This is a genomic window from Brevundimonas sp. (assembly GCF_013912065.1).
In the GTDB taxonomy this organism is placed as follows: Bacteria; Pseudomonadota; Alphaproteobacteria; order Caulobacterales; family Caulobacteraceae; genus Brevundimonas.
The window spans coordinates 124354-140801 of the sequence record NZ_JACESA010000003.1; the positions used below are offsets into that span (position 1 = coordinate 124354).

General features: G+C 64.8%; 18 protein-coding genes and 1 tRNA gene. 4 read left to right on the forward strand and 15 right to left on the reverse strand.

Annotated elements, in window-relative coordinates:
- Positions 1-8 precede the first annotated feature (8 nt).
- From H2037_RS03905 to H2037_RS03915, 3 genes are all read left to right on the forward strand, one after another.
- Positions 9-392, forward strand: a complete 384-nt coding sequence (locus H2037_RS03905) for a hypothetical protein (protein WP_292117962.1) — start codon at positions 9-11, stop codon at positions 390-392.
- 61 nt (positions 393-453) lie between these two features.
- Positions 454-738 carry a GNAT family N-acetyltransferase gene (locus H2037_RS03910; protein ID WP_292117964.1) on the forward strand — a complete coding sequence of 95 codons (285 nt, stop codon included), beginning with the start codon at positions 454-456 and terminating at the stop codon, positions 736-738.
- A gap of 67 nt (positions 739-805) precedes the next feature.
- Complete coding sequence (locus H2037_RS03915) at positions 806-1192, forward strand: hypothetical protein (RefSeq protein ID WP_292117966.1); 387 nt, start codon at positions 806-808, stop codon at positions 1190-1192.
- Here H2037_RS03915 and H2037_RS03920 read toward each other — a convergent pair.
- The 6 genes from H2037_RS03920 to msrA all read right to left on the reverse strand — a co-directional run bounded on the left by H2037_RS03920 (position 1177) and on the right by msrA (position 8828).
- Positions 1177-2163 carry an SDR family oxidoreductase gene (locus H2037_RS03920; protein WP_292117968.1) on the reverse strand — a complete coding sequence of 329 codons (987 nt, stop codon included), beginning with the start codon at positions 2161-2163 and terminating at the stop codon, positions 1177-1179. The genes H2037_RS03915 and H2037_RS03920 overlap by 16 nt on opposite strands.
- A gap of 60 nt (positions 2164-2223) precedes the next feature.
- Positions 2224-2541 (reverse strand): hypothetical protein, encoded by a 318-nt coding sequence (locus H2037_RS03925; protein WP_292117971.1) that lies wholly within the window; start codon positions 2539-2541, stop codon positions 2224-2226.
- Between the two features lie 143 nt (positions 2542-2684).
- Positions 2685-4661: a glucans biosynthesis glucosyltransferase MdoH gene (mdoH, locus tag H2037_RS03930; protein ID WP_292117973.1), complete on the reverse strand. Its 1977-nt coding sequence runs from the start codon at positions 4659-4661 to the stop codon at positions 2685-2687.
- A 151-nt stretch (positions 4662-4812) separates the two neighbouring features.
- Entirely contained in the window at positions 4813-6696 is a 1884-nt protein-coding gene (locus H2037_RS03935; protein ID WP_292117976.1) for an acyltransferase family protein, read from the reverse strand.
- Positions 6697-6763: 67 nt separating this feature from the next.
- Positions 6764-8092, reverse strand: a complete 1329-nt coding sequence (locus H2037_RS03940) for a VOC family protein (RefSeq protein WP_292117978.1) — start codon at positions 8090-8092, stop codon at positions 6764-6766.
- A gap of 85 nt (positions 8093-8177) precedes the next feature.
- A complete protein-coding gene (gene msrA / locus H2037_RS03945) occupies positions 8178-8828 on the reverse strand; it encodes a peptide-methionine (S)-S-oxide reductase MsrA (RefSeq protein ID WP_292117980.1) in 651 nt (216 codons plus the stop codon).
- 139 nt (positions 8829-8967) lie between these two features.
- Here msrA and H2037_RS03950 point away from each other — a divergent pair.
- Positions 8968-9057: transfer RNA gene (locus H2037_RS03950), tRNA-Ser, on the forward strand.
- A 242-nt stretch (positions 9058-9299) separates the two neighbouring features.
- Here the strand turns inward: H2037_RS03950 and H2037_RS03955 are convergent.
- From H2037_RS03955 to H2037_RS03995, 9 genes are all read right to left on the reverse strand, one after another.
- Positions 9300-10244 (reverse strand): DUF5655 domain-containing protein, encoded by a 945-nt coding sequence (locus H2037_RS03955; protein ID WP_292117982.1) that lies wholly within the window; start codon positions 10242-10244, stop codon positions 9300-9302.
- A gap of 100 nt (positions 10245-10344) precedes the next feature.
- Positions 10345-10536 carry a hypothetical protein gene (locus H2037_RS03960; RefSeq protein ID WP_292117985.1) on the reverse strand — a complete coding sequence of 64 codons (192 nt, stop codon included), beginning with the start codon at positions 10534-10536 and terminating at the stop codon, positions 10345-10347.
- A gap of 95 nt (positions 10537-10631) precedes the next feature.
- On the reverse strand, positions 10632-11012 hold the full coding sequence (locus tag H2037_RS03965; protein WP_292117988.1) for a DUF1622 domain-containing protein: 381 nt from the start codon (positions 11010-11012) through the stop codon (positions 10632-10634).
- 32 nt (positions 11013-11044) lie between these two features.
- On the reverse strand, positions 11045-11317 hold the full coding sequence (locus tag H2037_RS03970) for a hypothetical protein (protein WP_292117990.1): 273 nt from the start codon (positions 11315-11317) through the stop codon (positions 11045-11047).
- Between the two features lie 239 nt (positions 11318-11556).
- Positions 11557-12723: an alpha/beta hydrolase gene (locus H2037_RS03975; RefSeq protein WP_292117993.1), complete on the reverse strand. Its 1167-nt coding sequence runs from the start codon at positions 12721-12723 to the stop codon at positions 11557-11559.
- A 285-nt stretch (positions 12724-13008) separates the two neighbouring features.
- Positions 13009-13548, reverse strand: a complete 540-nt coding sequence (locus H2037_RS03980) for a hypothetical protein (protein ID WP_292117994.1) — start codon at positions 13546-13548, stop codon at positions 13009-13011.
- 10 nt (positions 13549-13558) lie between these two features.
- Positions 13559-14704: a zinc-dependent alcohol dehydrogenase gene (locus H2037_RS03985; protein WP_292117995.1), complete on the reverse strand. Its 1146-nt coding sequence runs from the start codon at positions 14702-14704 to the stop codon at positions 13559-13561.
- 197 nt (positions 14705-14901) lie between these two features.
- Positions 14902-15987: a DUF2332 family protein gene (locus tag H2037_RS03990; RefSeq protein ID WP_292117997.1), complete on the reverse strand. Its 1086-nt coding sequence runs from the start codon at positions 15985-15987 to the stop codon at positions 14902-14904.
- A gap of 304 nt (positions 15988-16291) precedes the next feature.
- Positions 16292-16447: a hypothetical protein gene (locus H2037_RS03995; RefSeq protein ID WP_292118232.1), complete on the reverse strand. Its 156-nt coding sequence runs from the start codon at positions 16445-16447 to the stop codon at positions 16292-16294.
- Position 16448 lies beyond the last annotated feature (1 nt).

Consider the following 16448-nt stretch of genomic DNA (forward strand, 5'->3'; position numbering starts at 1 on the left):
GGGGCGACATGACCACCGAACCGAATTTCACCGCAGGACAGGAATCGGAAGGCAAAGTCGCCGCCCTGATCGCCTGGGCCCTGTTCATCCTGTCGATCCCCAGCGCCAATGTGCTGGTTCTGGTCGGTCTGGTGGTCTCCTATGTGGGGCGCGGGACGGCGGTCGGCGTGCCGCGCCAGCATATCGAGGCGCAGATCCGGCTGTTCTGGTCAGTCTTCTGGTGGACCATCGCCGCCTGGATCGGCATCGCGGTCAGCGCCGTGGCCTCGGTGATCCTGGTCGGAATTCCCTTCCTGCTGCTGTTTGTTCTGATCTGGTTCCTGCTCAGTGTCTGGTTCACGGTGAAGAGCGTGCTGGGGCTGATCAACCTGCTGCAAGACAAGCCGATCTGACGCAGGCGCGTTCATGGAACATCCCGCCTCCCAAGCTGTTGAAGCGAAAAGGGAGTTGCATATGGGACAGTTCAAGGACGAACCAAGCGAGAACCGCTTCGAACAGGACTTCGACAGCGACGGCGGCCATGGCCGCGTCTGGGCTGACTACGCCGTGCGCGGCGGGGCGCGGATGATCCTGCATGTCGAGGCGGAACAGGGACTGCGCGGCTCGGGCGCGGCCGGCCGCTTCATGCAGTCGATGGCCGAATATGCGCGTGAGAAGGGCCTGAGGCTGTTCCCGCGCTGCAGCTATGCGGTGCTGTGGCACAAACGGCATCCCGACTACGACGACGTGCTGGCCTGAGGCGACTGGTCCATGCCTTGGCGTTCTGACCCATAGCGGACGTCACGGTGTTTGCTAGAATCACACCATGCAATTGATCGGACAGGCGTGGGTCTATCACGTGGGCAACTCGACGGTGCGGGTCGAGAACGCCTTCGCGTGGTTGGGTTGGGCTCAGGAGCGCCTGATCGTGAATGACGAAGCGGTGCGTACGGCAGGCGGCTGGTTCGGGATGTCGCGCGACTTCAAGGAAGACTGGCTTACGCCCATAGGCGAGGGCCAGTTGTCCGTGCGGCTGCGTTCACGGATGAACGGCATCAGCTGCGAAGTGCGACTGGACGATGTCGAAGTCGATCCTGAAGCCTTGCTGGTCGCCAGGTGGCGAGGCGGGAGCAACACCTGGGCTTCGCCTGACGCCTGGACTCCCGCCGGAAAAAACTCCTGGATCGCGGCCCCGCGTCAGCCTCCGGAATAGCCGCCGATAATCGGCAGGATCTCGCCGGTGATGAAGCTCGACATCTGGGGCGAGGCGAGGAAGACGTAGGCGGGGGCGATCTCTTCCGGCTGGGCCGGGCGTTTCATCACCGTCTGGGCGCCGAACTGGGCCGTCTTTTCCGCATTCTTGTCCGCCGGATTCAACGGGGTCCAGACCGGGCCGGGGGCGACCACGTTCACGCGGATGCCGCGCGGCGCCAGATGCGTGCCCAGCGATCGGGCGTAGGCGTGGATGCCGCCCTTGGTCATCGAATAGTCCAGCAGGTCCTTGTTGCCCTGAAGCCCCGTGACCGAACCCGTCATGACGATGGCGCCGCCGGATTTCATGTGCGGGACGGCCGCCTTGGTCATGTTGAAATAGCCGTAGAGGTTGGTCTTCAGCGTGCGGTCGAAATGCTCGAAGGTCAGATCCTCGAAGGCGTCGACATGTTCCTGGAAGGCGGCGTTGGGCACCAGGACGTCAAGCCGGCCGAAGGCGTCCAGCGTGGCCTTGACCGCCGCCTCGGCGAAGGCGGGGTCGGAGACGTCGCCCTTCAGCACGACGGCGCGGCGGCCCTCGGCCTCGACGGCGGACTTGGTGGTCTCGGCGTCATTGTCTTCGTCCAGATGGCAGATGACGACGTCGCAGCCTTCGCGGGCGAACAGGACGGCGACCGAGCGGCCGATGCCGGAGTCCGCCCCGGTAATCAGGGCGGCGAAACCCTCCAGCTTGCCCGAGCCCTTCCAGAAGGGGGCGTCGTACAAAGGGGCGGGGGCCAGGGCGGATTCGTCGCCGGGCTTGATCTGGTGCTGCTCCGGGAAGGGCGGCTCGGGATAGTGGCGGGCGCCGGCCTGGACCGCGCCCGAGGGCTTGTTGTCGCCCGAGGCCCGGTCCTTGGCGTCTATGTCGCGCTGGATGGCGCGTTCCTGGTCGGCGATATCGTTCGCGCGGGCGTCGAAGCGGTCGTCCATGACGGGTCTCCTGAAGGTGAGGTCTTCAGGAAAGTGGACGAGACTGAAACCCGTTCCCCGTCAGCCGACGCGGCCGACGATGGTGCGGATAGTCTCTGCGCGGGTCGGTAGGTCAGCGGCGATGCGGGCCGCGATTTCGCGCACGCCGACCGGATAGGCGTCGCCGCCGCCGGCGATGTCCTTGGCCTTGGTCGCGGCCTGGGTCAGCAGGGTCTCGAACTGTTCGATCTCTTCCAGGGCCAGGGCGTGGGCCTCGAGCTGCAGCCGTTTGACGCGTTCGCTCGTGGTCTCGGGCGCACGCATCAGGTCGTAGACGGCGGCTTCGGCCCCGACTAGGCGCAGGTCGGGCTTTGAATCGGCGCCGGTTTTCTTGGTCATTGGAATCGGATCCCGAGCGAGGCTGAGGATCGAAAATGATCCTTGTTCCCGCGCACGTCGAGCTTGACCGTAGCGGTTATGGCGGCGCTGTGACCGCCATGCATCGGTTTTCGCGGGCATAAAGCCTCGACCGAGGCTTCGGCTCAGAGTTCGGGGGCGCGGGCCGGCACCATGGCCGGAGCGGCGACGGGGGCCAGGACGCCGCCGGCGACCGCCCGCAGCGGCGAGCGCGGCGTGTGCAGGACGGCGGGATTGACGCTGACGCCGTCCTGGATGGGAGTGACCAGGAAGCCCTTGGCGGCCAGGGCGTCGCCGGAGCGGACGCGCGAGGTCCAAACCGCGATCGGAGCGGCCAGCAGCAGCGGCAGAACGATCGGGGCGAACCAGGTGGCCAAGTCGGGACGGACGCACAGGGGGATGATGAAACCGACGCCGGCGATCATCTGCCAGCGCATGGCGCGCAGGGCGTCGGACCAGGCCAGGCCGTCGGCCTCGCGCTGCTGGGTGGTCCAACCGGTGTCGTGGCCCGAGACGATCAGGATGAAGGCCTTGGTGTTGGCGACCATCAGTATGGGGGCCAGGATGGCCGACAGGGCGATCTCGGCCGCCATGCCCTTGGCGATGGCGCGACGCCCGCCGAAGGCCCGCAGCTCGGCCGGACGGCTGAGGACCAGGGCGGCGCCCATGAACTTGGGCCCGATCAGCAGCACGCCCGACAGGAAGGAGGCCAGCATGAAGGGGGTGAACTGGGGGTTCAGGATGTAGAAGAAGCTGGTCCAGTCGACCGGATAGAACATCTGGATGAACAGGCCGACCATCAGCGACGCCAACCACAGGGGCGAGGACAGATAGGCCATGCAGCCCATGGCCAGCTGCAGGCGGCTCATCGGCGACAGGCCCTTGGCGCCGATCAGGCCCAGGTGCTGCAGATTGCCCTGGAACCAGCGGTGGTCGCGGCGGATGAAGTCGGTGATGGACGGCGGGGTCTCTTCCCAGGATCCGTCCAGGGCGGCGGTGACGTGCACGGCCCAGCCGGCGCGGCGCATCAGGGCGGCTTCGACCACGTCGTGGCTCATGATATGGCCGCCGAAAGGCTTGCGCCCCTTCAGGTGCGGCAGACCGCAGCAGGCGGCGAAGGCGCGCGTGCGGATGATGGCGTTGTGGCCCCAGTAGCTGGATTCCGAACCGGTCCAGTAGGCAAGCCCGGCAGCGGCGACGCGGCCGTACAGGCGCACCGAATATTGCGACACGCGGGCGAAGATGGTGCGGGCCTTGATGATGACCGGCGCGGTCTGGATCAGGCCAACGCCGGGATTGCGCTCCATGGCGTCGACCATGCGCAGCAGGGTCTCGCCGGCCATGGTGCTGTCGGCGTCCAGCACGATCATGTTCTCATAGGCGCCGCCGAAACGACGGACCCATTCGGCCAGATTGCCGGCCTTGCGTTCGACATTGTTCGAACGGCGGCGATAGAAGGCGTGCGAATTGGCGGCCAGGCGGAAGGCTTGGAAGACCGAACGTTCGGCGGCGGCCGCCGCGTCCTTGGTCGAGTCGCTCAGCACAAAGATGTCGAAGGCGGCCGAGGCGCCCAGACGGGCCAGGGACGCGTCGATCATGGCCAGACGCGCGAAGGAGGCGCGGGCGTCCTCGTTGTACAGCGGCATCAGCAGGGCGGTGCGGGTCTTCGGCAGGGACGGGCGGGGCGCGAAGGCCAGGTCCGCCTGGTCCTTGTCGCGCATCATCACGAACAGGCCCATCAGGCCGCTGACGAACCAGCAGGAGATGGCGGTGATCAGCACCATGAAGATGCCGAAGGCCAGCATCTCGGTCGGGTCCCAGCCCTTGCGGGCGTAGAGGTAGAAGGGGGTGATGGCCGACAGGCTGGTCAGCGCCACGGTGCCGGCCAGCAGCATCAGGCGACGCAGGGCCACGCCGTGCGGCGAGGTCGCCGGCGTCGTGTCGGCGACCGAGTCGGGCGCGGCCAGCGACTGGACCGGCATGGCCAGACGCGCTTCGTCGGGCAGCCAGGACCAGGCCGGGCCATGGACCGAATCCGGGGCCGTCTGGTTGTTCGTCTCGATTTCAGCCTGTTCGACAGGCCGGATCGCCAGCTTGTTCATGCCGCTCTGGACGCCCCCGTGTTAACCGACCGCATTCCCGAAGGCAGGGAAGCCGTGGCGCGCTGCACTGCAGCACGACCCCTATAGTCGATCACATTCGCGCGATTTTCAATCACGCAATGTTGATACGAGTGAAAAATATCAGGGATCTTTAACCAGGCTCAGCCGTATCGGGTCCGGAAACCCCGTCAGACGGCGACTTCGGCGCGATACGCAGCAGTTTACGGTCCAAAAGCCAAGCTGCAACCCCTACCCAGCAAACCAACACCAGGGCGTAGGCGCGTTCCCACCAGCCCACGTTGGCGTCATTGACCGTACCCGGAAAGACCAAGTGTTTTGTAACAATGGTCAGTATCGCCATTATGACGAAGGTGACGGCGAGGAATATCTTCAGCCGCGGCACGTCCCGGCGCGAGGCCAGACCCCACAGCAGCAGGAGCGGCGCCAACTGAATGCCCAGGGCCAGGTTGATGACCATGTGGCGCGGGTCCGGCCAAGGATAGAGGGTCGAGGCAGACATGCCCGCCCCGGCCAGAATGAAGACCACGGCGATCACGGCGGCGGCGATCCGCGCATTGGTCAGGGCATAGACCGCCAGGCCGAAACCAATGCCCGCCAAGGCCGCCATGATCCCGGCGACGAAGACCCCGCCGTTGAAGATGACCGGCGCCCGCGCCGTCGCCCCGCCCAGTTCACTCAGATACTGGGTAGCGTTGTCGAAACCAGGATAGGCCGCGATGGCGGCGGCCACGACCGTCAGGGCCAGCAGGGGCGCCGCCACCCCGACCGCCAGCAGCCGTCGGCGACGGTGATAAAGGGGGCTCGGCCGGCGCAGGGCCTGAAGATCCAGCGGCCAGGGTCGGCCGTTCAGCGGCTTCAATCCCCACAGCGGACGGATGGCCGGGATGCGTTTTACGACCTCGAAAATCGCCAGACTGCCCAGGAAGGTGATCAGGATCAGCGACAGGACCTCCAGCCCCACCGGCAGATGTGCGGGGCGGATGATCCAGACGGCGGCGACCAGAACCGTCTGGTGCGCCAGATAGAGGGGGAAGGTCGCCTCGGTCAGATAGGTCAGGACAGGGCCGCCGCGCGACCGCAGATATCGGCTGCCGAAGCCGAGGATGGCGACGATCACCGCCCATTGGTCCAGCCCATAGACCATGGCCTTGGGCACGCCCCAGAAGGCCCGGCCGCCCGGATGCCAGACCTGGGCCATCATGATCGGCAGAGCGACGGCGGCCAGGCCCAAGGCGACCCAGCGATACCGCTCGATATCGCGCCAGATCGTCTCGCGCCCGACGATGCAGAAACCGAACAGGAAGGCGCCCAACGACAGGGCGTGATTGTACCAGTCCGCGTGCAGGACATTTGTCACCCCGAACCAGGGATAGAGCAGGACGCGGATGGCGATCAGATAAAGGATCGGCAGGATCAGGACGCGTCGTCCCGTCAGCCTCGTCTCCAGCCAGCTTCCGATCCGGTCGATCAGGCCCGGCCGGCGCCACAGCAGCACGGTCACGAGACTGTAGGCGGCGATATAGACGATGAACCACAAGTGATTGACCGGCACCCCGTCGGCCAGGCCGCTCCAGCCGAACTCGTGCGCCATCCAGGCGAGATAGCCCGATAGGCCGTTCGGCCAGCCGCCCTTGTCCATCGCCTCGATCCAGGACTGGATTGGCACCAGAACCACGGCGCCGAACAGCAGGGGCGGGACCAGGCGGGCGAACCGGGCCCGCGCCACCTCGCGCGGAGTGCGGCGGAAGGTCATGAACCGCAGGGCCGCCCCGGACACCAGGAACAGCAAGGTCAGCCGCCAGGGATTGGTGATCAATATGGCTTCGCGCATCCACCCGAAGGTGTGGACGCTATGCACGTGCCAGCCGTAGACCCCGTAGACCAGGCCGACGTGATACAGGATTAGCAGGCCGAAGGCGCCCACCCGGATCCAGTCCAGATCATGACGGCGCGTGGACGAGGGGGCGGAGGGGGGCACGACCGCGTCTATGATCCGGACGGCGGCGTCAGGCAATATGGCTGATCGTCTCTGGACTGTTCGCCTGATCCGCCTCTTCGGAATCGAGAGCAACGAAACGATTTCAGGCCGCCGCCGTGGTCAGCCCCAGCGCCTTCAGCGTCGCGGCGACCGAAGCGTCCTGTTCGGCCTGGTACAGGGCCATTTCGTCCAGAACCGACCGACCCAGGGCCAGTTCGAAGTCGGACCGGGCCGGGTCCACGGCATAGGCGGCGCCGCGGGCCTCGGCGCCCAGGTTGGACTGGAAGATGCCGGCCGCGCTGACCGGCAGGAAGTCCTCGTAGGTGATCGGCTCCGCGACCACATGACCCAGGCCGATCAGGGCCGCCAGATCCGTCGTCTCGGCGCGGGCGGCCAAGCCCTGGGGCGTGGGGCGATAGCGGAACCAGGCCAGGCCGTCGCGCCGCAACGCCGTCCAGTCGTCGGGCAGGGCCGAGAAGTCCTTCGTCGCCAGGGCGGCGTCATAGAGGGCGCGGCCGGTCGGGGTCAGGGCGCAGCCGCGCTGTTCGATCTCGCCGAACCGGGCGGTGTGGACGCCCGACACCGCGCCGCCGTCCTGCGACGGGAAGGCGACGGCCTCCTGCAGGGCCTTGAAACTGGTCTGGCGCAGCAGGATGGGGCAGGCGCGGGCGGGCGGCCCCTCGATCGTCTCCTTGGGGACGATGCCGCGTTCGGGCATGGCGGCCTGGGCGGCGTCGATATCCATGGTGCGCGGCGTCAGATGGTTGATGTGCGGCCCCTTGAAACTGACCACGTCGGCGATCAGCCGGTGGGCCGCGACCAGCCGCTCATAGGTCTCCGCGCTGACCGTGGCCTCGGCGTGCCAGCGGAAGGTCTCCAGCAGTTCGGACACGAACCGGTCGGCCTGGTCCGCGTCCAGTCCGCCGTCGGTTTCGGCCGTCTCGATCAGGACGCGCGCCTCGGGGGTGAAGATGTCGCGCCGCGCCAGGGCGGCGGCGGCCTCCTGACGCAGGCTCTCGTCCTCGATCAGCTCCAGCCGCAGCAGGGAGCAGAAGACCCGGAACGGATTGCGCGCCAGGGCCGCCGGATCGACGGGGCGGAAGGCGGTCGAATGGACCGGCACCCCGGCCGGCGCCAGATTGTAATAGCTGACCGGAACCATGCCCATGACGGCGAAGGCGCGGGCGATGGTGGCCAGTTCGTCGGCCGTGCCGACCCGGATGGCGCCATGCCGTTCCTGCGACAGCCGCCCCAGCTCGCCCGAGGCCGCCAGCCGATCCGCCGTCGTCGGGTCTGCCTTCAGCGTCCGGGCGTTGATGTCGGCGACCAGGGTCAGCAGTTCGCCGTATTGCGGCACCTCGGCCCGATACATGGCGGACAGGGCGGCCGAGAAGCGGCTGCGTATCTCGTCGGGATGGACGAAGGCGGTCATGGACGAAGCTCCCTGGACGTTTTCGCCGTTCCCTACGCCTGTCGGCCGCCGGCGCAAAGCCGACGGCCTCGGACATTTCGCCCGCTCAGGCCTCGACGCCGATCCCGATGGGGCAGACCACCCCGGTCCCGCCGATGCCGCAGTAGCCGGCCGGATTCTTGGCCAGATAGCCCTGATGGTAGCCCTCGGCGTAGAAGTATTCGCCGGCCGGTTCGATCTCGGTCGTGATCATTCCGCGCCCAGCCTGGGTCAGGGCCGCCTGATAGGCGTCGCGCGACGCTTCCGCCTCGCGCTGCTGGTCGTCGTTCAGCGTATAGACGGCCGAGCGATAGGTGGTGCCCACGTCATTGCCCTGGCGCATGCCCTGGGTCGGGTCGTGGTTCTCCCAGAAAGCTTTCAGCAGTTCGGCATAGGAGATGACCTTCGGATCGAACACCACCTTGACCACCTCGGTATGGCCCGTGCGGCCGGTGCAGGTCTCTTCATAGGTGGGGTTGGGGGTGATGCCGCCGGAATAGCCGGCCGAAGTGACCCAGACGCCCGGCAGGCTCCAGAAGATCCGCTCCACACCCCAGAAACAGCCCATGCCGAAGATCGCCGTCTCGAACCCGTCCGGGTATGGGCCCTTCAACGGATGGCCGCTGACATAGTGGGTCTCGTCGGTCGCCAGAGGTTCGGCGCGGCCGGGCAGGGCGGTCTCGGCGGTGGGCAGTTCGGCGCTTTTCTTGAACAACATTCGCGGGGTCTCCGGAGGAAAATGACTTCGGCCCCTATATGGGGACGTCAGAGGCGCTTGCCGAGGGGGCCATGGTGTTCTATCAGGCCCGCCTCCCGCCGGATCGACCTCCGGCGGCGCGCACGACGTGGCGTGGAACGGACAGGTGGCGGAGTGGTCGATCGCGCACGCTTGGAAAGCGTGTGTAGGTGAAAGCCTACCGAGGGTTCGAATCCCTCTCTGTCCGCCACACGTATTGTTTTTAAACAGTTTTTCGGATCTTTTAGGGGTTCGCCCACCATCGCGCCCCCCAACTGATTTGTGCCTGAATTTTGCTTTTCAGCGATGTTCAGAGCGTTTCAGGCCTGTTCGCGCGCGGTGAGCTGAGAGAGACTTCTTGGGCAGCAGATCGGGAAATCAGACCCCGCAATATGGAAATCGACAACCAACTTATCCTTCGCAACGAACCGTTGTTCGCATCGGAGCATTCGGTCAGCCGCCCTCGTAGGCGCGCTGGAAAAGCGGCTGCGCCTTCGCTAGGTCGTCGATATTTCGCATAGTGATCTCAAGGTCGCCCGTCCCGAAATGCCCGATCTTGCGAACGTCGCGTGTGAAGCCCGCCTCAAGCGACACTGTATCGGGATTGACCCTCACGTAGGCCGCAACTGTCTTGGCGCTGGGGTAAAGCTCGAGGCAGACGAAGTTCTTGATGCGCTTGAATGCATAATAGAATTTCAGTTCCTTCATCTGGACTTCGTCGCCCAGCCCCATCAAGAAGCTGCTGGTTGCATCCCAAAGATCTCGAAGCTCGCCGGTCGAGTTGCTGAGCCGGTAGTCGATACGGGAGCTGAGATAGGGATCCTTCCCGCCCTTCGTCGGCACCGCGGCGTCCGCTGATGTCGTGTCTAGGATAGTTGGCGTACGCGCGGCGATACGGGGCGTGTGAATCAGCTCGATCATGAGCATGTCGTCCGAGAACCGCCGATACCGCATGAGCTCGATGCTGCGGTTGATCTGCTTCACGGCGTGTCCGTCATATCGGGTGAAGTCACCCGCGATGCAGATCAAGCGGGGGGTGCCCCACTCAACCTTGTCGGCTGATTCCTTGCCCAGCTTGTCCATGACGAGCCAGAGGAAATCCTTCTTATGGTCCATCAGCCAGTCGAGATAGAACAGGCCCTGATTGATGACGTTCTCGTTCACCGACCGCTTGTACTCGATGATGACTGGGCTTCCGTCCTCGTCGATCCCAAGGGTGTCGATGCGTCCGCCGTGGACCGGGCCCGTGCTGTATTCCGACGCCAGGAACCGGACACCTAGAAGGGCTTCGAGATTGGTCTCGAAAAGGTTCTGAAGGGATTTCTCAACTTGGGGACTCTGTGTCGGCAACTCAGCCACAGACGCCTGACTGATGCGGAATAGCTTAATGTCGCTCATGTCGGTTCACGCCCTATTTGCTCATGTGCGAGAATAGCCAGACCCCGGTGGCAGGATAGGCAGTTTCGCTCACCCCCGCCTTGGCGGGACGAAGCCAGCGCTAGATGGCGAACCGTTTGATCCGGACAGCTTCGCCGTCGAGCTTGACGATGAACTCTTGTTCGTCCCGCTCAAGCTCGATTGTCCCGTAATGCATCTGACGATGATGGTTCGCACAAAGGATCATGATGTTGCTCGCCGACAAGGATCCGACTTCAAGCGCTGACCCCGTGACCTGCCCCTGAGTTTTCATCCGGCGGCGACCTTCAGTTGGCGTTGCACGCCCAAGGCCGCGCCGATTGTCACGATTCCTGCGCTTAACAGCGACATCGCCTTCCTGGGCGAAGATCAGCGCCGATCCTCACTGCGGTCGCCCTGCACCTCCGCCCGGCGCCAGGGCCAAGCCCCTTCGATCTCAGTCTCTAGCGAGAAGCTGAGGAAGGTACGGATCAGCACGACGAGCCCCAGTAGACCGACGGTCTCCAATGTCAGCGGCGCCGTGATGGTGCTGATGATGTCGGCGCCGACGAGCAACTCGAGACCCAGCAGGATGCCGCGCCCGAGGTTGGCGCGATAGCGGGTGTAAGCGTCACGCCAGTCCCCCCCGCGCTGCCCGACGATGAAGAACAGAACGGTCGAGATCAGAACGCCGCCGATGATGATTCCGGCGCCGATCAGTTCGAGAACCACCGCGAAGGGCTGGATGAAGGCGTGCGCGCCACTCAGCATGGGTAGGGCGTCCAAGGCGGGCGGGGAACCGCTCAGGCTCGACCGAGGTTGCCGCTGGCTTTTTCCGCGCTGCCGCCGCTGCCGGGTTCGCCGATGGGGCCTTCGGCCGCCTCGCCGAGGCCGACGCCGCTGGCCTTGATGCGATCGATGTCGTCGCTGGAAAGGCCCGCGCGCCGGAGATCCGACCAGTTCTGATACGGACGGTTGGCGATGACGGCCGAGGCGCGACCGCTGATGGCCTTGACGCCCTCGAGGTCCTCGCGCGGTGAGAGGTTCAGATGAATGGAGGTGCGATCGTCGCTCATGCGCTCTTCCTGAATCGTAGCTTGTCGGGCGCCGTATCGCGGCGCGGTGACAAGAGGCAACGTCCTCCGTAGGGAGCGGTTGCCCTGTGTCGCAAAGCCACGGCGCTAGCGCTGGCGGCGAGAAGCTGCAGAGGTAAAACCCGTCTTTCCGCAGAAACGGCCTGCGACAGGGTCGCCGCAGGTTTTCAGGACTGTGTCGTGTCTCTGGCGTAGCTCCGAGTCCTACGCGCTTTTTCGGGTCAAGGCAGAGGGGCTTTGGGGGAATCCCGCATCGCTAGGGCTCGCGCGAACTGGAGTATTTCTGAATGATAGGCGTTGGCCTGCTCGAGGAAGCCCATGTGGTTCGCCCGGGGCACGGCGCAAAGGCGAGCTGAGCGGCCCTGCGAGGCGATGGCCTCGCTGGCTTCCAGTTTCGTCACCAAGTCAAGCTCGCCGCCTATTATGAGAGTGGGACAGGCGGCTGCTGAGATCGCTCCACTTGCATCCCAGCGGAACATCGCCAGATTGCCTCGCGCCTGGACCCCCGGCGAGTTGCGGGTCACAAGGAGCGACACATGGTCGAGTTGTGCCCGCGTCACGTCGGGCCCGAAGCCGATGCGGTTTGCGAGGTGGGCCGATCCGCTGAGATAGCTCTGCCAGGCGCATAGCCATGCAAGCGGCTGCAGCCAGATCATAAGGTGCATCAAAGGCTCCAGGAGCGGTCGGCGCAGCGCCAGCGCCAGCCGACTTAGGATCATCGTCCGCAGCGGATTGGTATAGGTGGTATTGAGGAGCACCACGCCGACCACGCGACTTCCGAAAAGGTCGGGGCGCTGACGTATTAGGCTCTGCATGGTCATGCCGCCGATGCTGTGGCCCACGAGAATGACCGGCCCCTCGGTTGCTTCCTCAAGCAGGAAGGCGAGTTCTTTCGCAAAGGCGTCAGGGCCTATGCAGCCCGGTTGGGTCTTCGATTTTCCGAGACCCGGTAGATCCCAAACCAGAAGGCGGTGGGGCTGCAGCGATCGAAGCCGACCAAGCTCTGACCGGCTCGTGGACCAGATGGTGCTGTCGAGTCCCCACCCGTGTGTCAGCAGGATCGTGGGTCCATCCTCTCCTTCTTTCTCAACGTAGAGACGGGCTCCGGTAGGACTGGTCAGTTGGCTTTCCGCGCGGGGGAACCCCTGCGGCGTCACGCCATCGGTCTTCGCAAGGATGAACGGCAGCACAAGACGTCCTCCAAAAGACCAGAGGAGGAGACCCAGGGCGAGCCACAGGCGCCAGTCCTCGCGGACCCTTATCCACTCGCCGTCGGGCGCTGCGGCGGTCTCGCCGACCCACCAGGACCACCCTAAGTAGATCGCAGTTCCAAGGATCAGCAGCGATAGAAGGCCCGTGATTGTCCGGGCGATAAACAGCAGGGGCATTGGCGGCTCCATCCAGCAAAACCCGAAATGCGGGGACGCACCCCGCGTTCCTATGAACGAAACCCGCCATAGGGAGCGGAGGGGAAGAGAGGCGGCAATGTTCCATCAACGGACGCAGTGGCGGGGAGTGTTGATCATGATCCGGATATTGCTGGGAAATAGGTTCAGCGCCCTAATTCCTCGCGTTGACGCGCCGCCTCTTCCTGAGCCTCATCGGACATGTCTTCGAGATCGAGCGCGTCTTCGTAGGTTCGGGATGCATGGCGTCTCTCGCTTCTGAAGGGGTTAAAGGGAAAGGTGACGGCGCCGACGGTTCAGCAGCACGACGCCCGCCACCGCGATCCCCATAACGGCCGCTGTCGCCAGAGCCGCTTCGTGTCGGCGCTCGTATTTGACGAACCCCATTTCGACGAGCGGATTGGGTATTCGGCCACGTCCGACGTCCTGAAACAGGCCTTCAACCGTATTCACACGGTCGGCGCCCATCAGCAGCAGCCAGTGGCCCCACTGGCCTTCGCTGAAGCGGAAGGCGGCGCGGCGCATCAGGCCGGACAGACCGGCGGGCGGCGTCGATTCACCGACCACTGCAGGCCGGCGGCCGTACTCCACCGACTGCAGGATTTCGACGCCAGCGACCTGGGCGCTTGGCGGCGTCCAGTTGGCGCCGGGACCGTCGTCGCGGCTGCGGTCCCGGATTGGCCAGGTCGGATCGTTTTCAGGATCGGCGTCCACGCCCCAGCCGACCACCGTTTTAGCGTCGATCAGCGGATAGGAGGCAGTCGGAGCCTCGTCTGCCGCGGCGGTTGCCTTTTCGCTCTGTGTCATGGGGTTCCGATCACGCAGCATTGGGGATCAGGATGGGCTTGATGCAGCCGTCCAACTTGGAGGAGAACAGGTGATAGGCCTCTGCAACGTCCTCCAGGGGCACACGGTGGGTGATCAGTCCCTTGGGATCGATCCGGCCCGCCTGCACATGGTCAACCAGGCGAGGCAGAAGCCGTTTCACCGAGGCCTGATTGGCCCGGAGCGTGACGCCCTTGTTCACGACATTGCCGATGGGGATCATGTTGCCGGTGGGGCCATAGACCCCGACGATCGACACCACCCCGCCTTTCTTTACCGAGTTGATGGCCCAGGCGAGTGGGGTCGCATTGCCAGCCTCCAGTTTCAGCTTCTTGCCGAACAGCGTGTGCCAGGCGTTGCCGGAGGCGTCGGCGCCGACCGCGTCGATACAGACGTCGGCGCCGATCTCGGTGATCTTCTTCAGGAAGACGACCGGATCGCCGATTTCGCGGAAATCATAGACCTCTGCCGGGCAATAGGTGCGGGCGAACTCCAGCCGGTACTCGACGTGATCGATGACGATCACCCGCCCTGCGCCGAACAGCCAGGCGCAGCGCGCCGCCATCAGGCCCACGGGTCCGGCGCCGAACACCACCACCGTGTCGCCCTTCTGGATGCCGCCCATCTCCGCCGCCTGGTAGCCGGTGGGGACGACATCGGTCAGCAGGACAGCATCATCGGGATCCATCCAGTCGGGAATCCGCGTCGGGCCAAAGTCGGCATAGGGAACGCGCACATACTCCGCCTGACCACCGTCATAGCCGCCCGCCGTATGAGAATAGCCGAAGATGCCGCCGACCGCTGTGGACTGAGGGTTGGCTTCATGACAGTTGCCGAACAGCCCCTGTTTGCAGAAGTGACACTGGCCGCAGGCGATGTTGAAGGGCACCAACACCCGGTCGCCTCGCTTCAGGTTTTCGACCTCAGGCCCGACCTCCTCGACCACGCCGCAGAACTCGTGGCCGAAGGTCATGCCGACCCGGGTGTCGGGCACCATGCCGTGATAGAGATGCAGGTCCGAACCGCAGATGCAGGACCGCGTCACACGCACCACGGCGTCGCGCGGATGCTGGATCACCGGCATCGGTTTGTGTTCGATCCTGACCCGTCGCGGCCCTCTGTAATCCATCGCCAGCATGCGGTTTCCTTTGTCTTGAGGGACAACCAACAAGCCTTCGCCCGCCCGGTTCCTTATGTCCGCCCATGGACACGGCGAGGAGCTATTGACGGAGGTGAAGACCGATCGGTCTGCCTCAGGACCCTGCGCCTCGGCTGCTGGCGATCCCGCCTTCAAAGCACTCGGAACCCTGCTGCCGTAAGGCGCGGAACGGGCTATTATTCCGGCCTGAAGCCCGGGTGAAACTCTTCAGCCATCGCGTCTGGGCCGAGCCATTCCAGCCAATCTCCGTAGGGATGGCATCGGGCGAGGACAGTGCTGACGCCTGTCGGCCAGAAGGTGAGCCGCAGCTCTACGTCGCGGCGGTCGAGGGTCCACTCGAAACCGATCCACACCAGCGGTCGCTCGGCTGAGGCGCGGGCCCCGGCGGTCGCCATCAGAGCCGCAATTTCCTTGCGTTCTTCGGTGTTCAGATACTGCAGCACCATTGCATGCACGACGGCGCGACAGCACCCCGCGTCCTGAGGTTCGGCGAGGCGGTCAGCGAGCCAGGTCGCGGCGTGGCCTTGATCGACCTGGGGCGGGTGCTGCGCCGCAACCTGCAAGGCCTTCTCCAGCCGTTTCGATCTGGCCGGCTGATCCGCCCACGCAAACGACAGCAGGCGCTCGCGGTGGGCGGGGTCGGCGACGGTCAGCGGCTGAAGATCGACGCCATGCGCCGTTGTGACGGAGACCAGACGTGCCGGAGGCGGAGGCCCGCGCCACTCCGGCGCGATCCTCACGAGCGACCGGGGATCGCCGGCGGTGACCGAACCGAGCGTATAGGCGTACCGGTCGAGGTTCAGGTTGAGGCCGCAGCTCGATCCGAGCTCCAGCAACTCGAACGGCATGGCGCGCGCGACGGGCGTCGCCATCAGGGCGGACATGATCGCGGCGGTTCGCGCGACCTCGTTGGTCTGCGTGGGGTGACGTATCCAGTCGGCGATGAACTGATCCGCCTGCGTGAAGGCGGTCGCGACCGCCCCGTCGAAATCGTCGTGCTCTCGACGATACAACTCGGAAAGATAGGCGGGCGCGCCCCGTCTGGCGAGCGCGTGCAGCGCGCCGTTTATCCGCAGGGCGACGGCGGCGGCGGCCGGGTCGCCCGGCCAGTTTCGTACTTTGGCGGCGGTGAGGGGCGCGCGGACCAACTGTCGGTCAGCGGCTTCGAGCACGCTGGCGACGAAGGGTGATCCCATGGCGCGGCAACGGTCGGCTTGGCGGACCAGTTCGTTTTCACGGACGACGGCTGCGAGACCAATCATCGAACCATGAACTGCAAAGCGTGAGCCTCGAACAAACCAGAACTCTATTTCGGAAACACAGGCGTCGATCAGCGCCCGCCGGCACACTTAGCTTTGAAAATGTAATTCGACGTTATTAACGACCGATGAAGCGCGATCTCTGTAAAGGTCCTTATAAGTAAAGAATTTTTCGGCTCTCGCATAACGGGAGTGTGTTTTAACCATCTCTTCAGCGGCGCTCGCTTAAACGCAAAGCCTGGGCGTCGGCGAAAGCGGCGCCATCGTTCAATTGGGGTTTTTCTGATGACTTCATCGTGCCTGGCGATCACGTTTCGCGTGGTTCTGAGGTCTTCGGCGAGCGTTCTCGGAACTCTTGAATCATGATGTCTTCCATGAAAATTCCTCGAAAGCTGAGCCTTTCGTTCGTTCTGATCTGCGTGTCCGCGGCCGTGATGATGGCGGTTTTCTTCGCGACGATCATG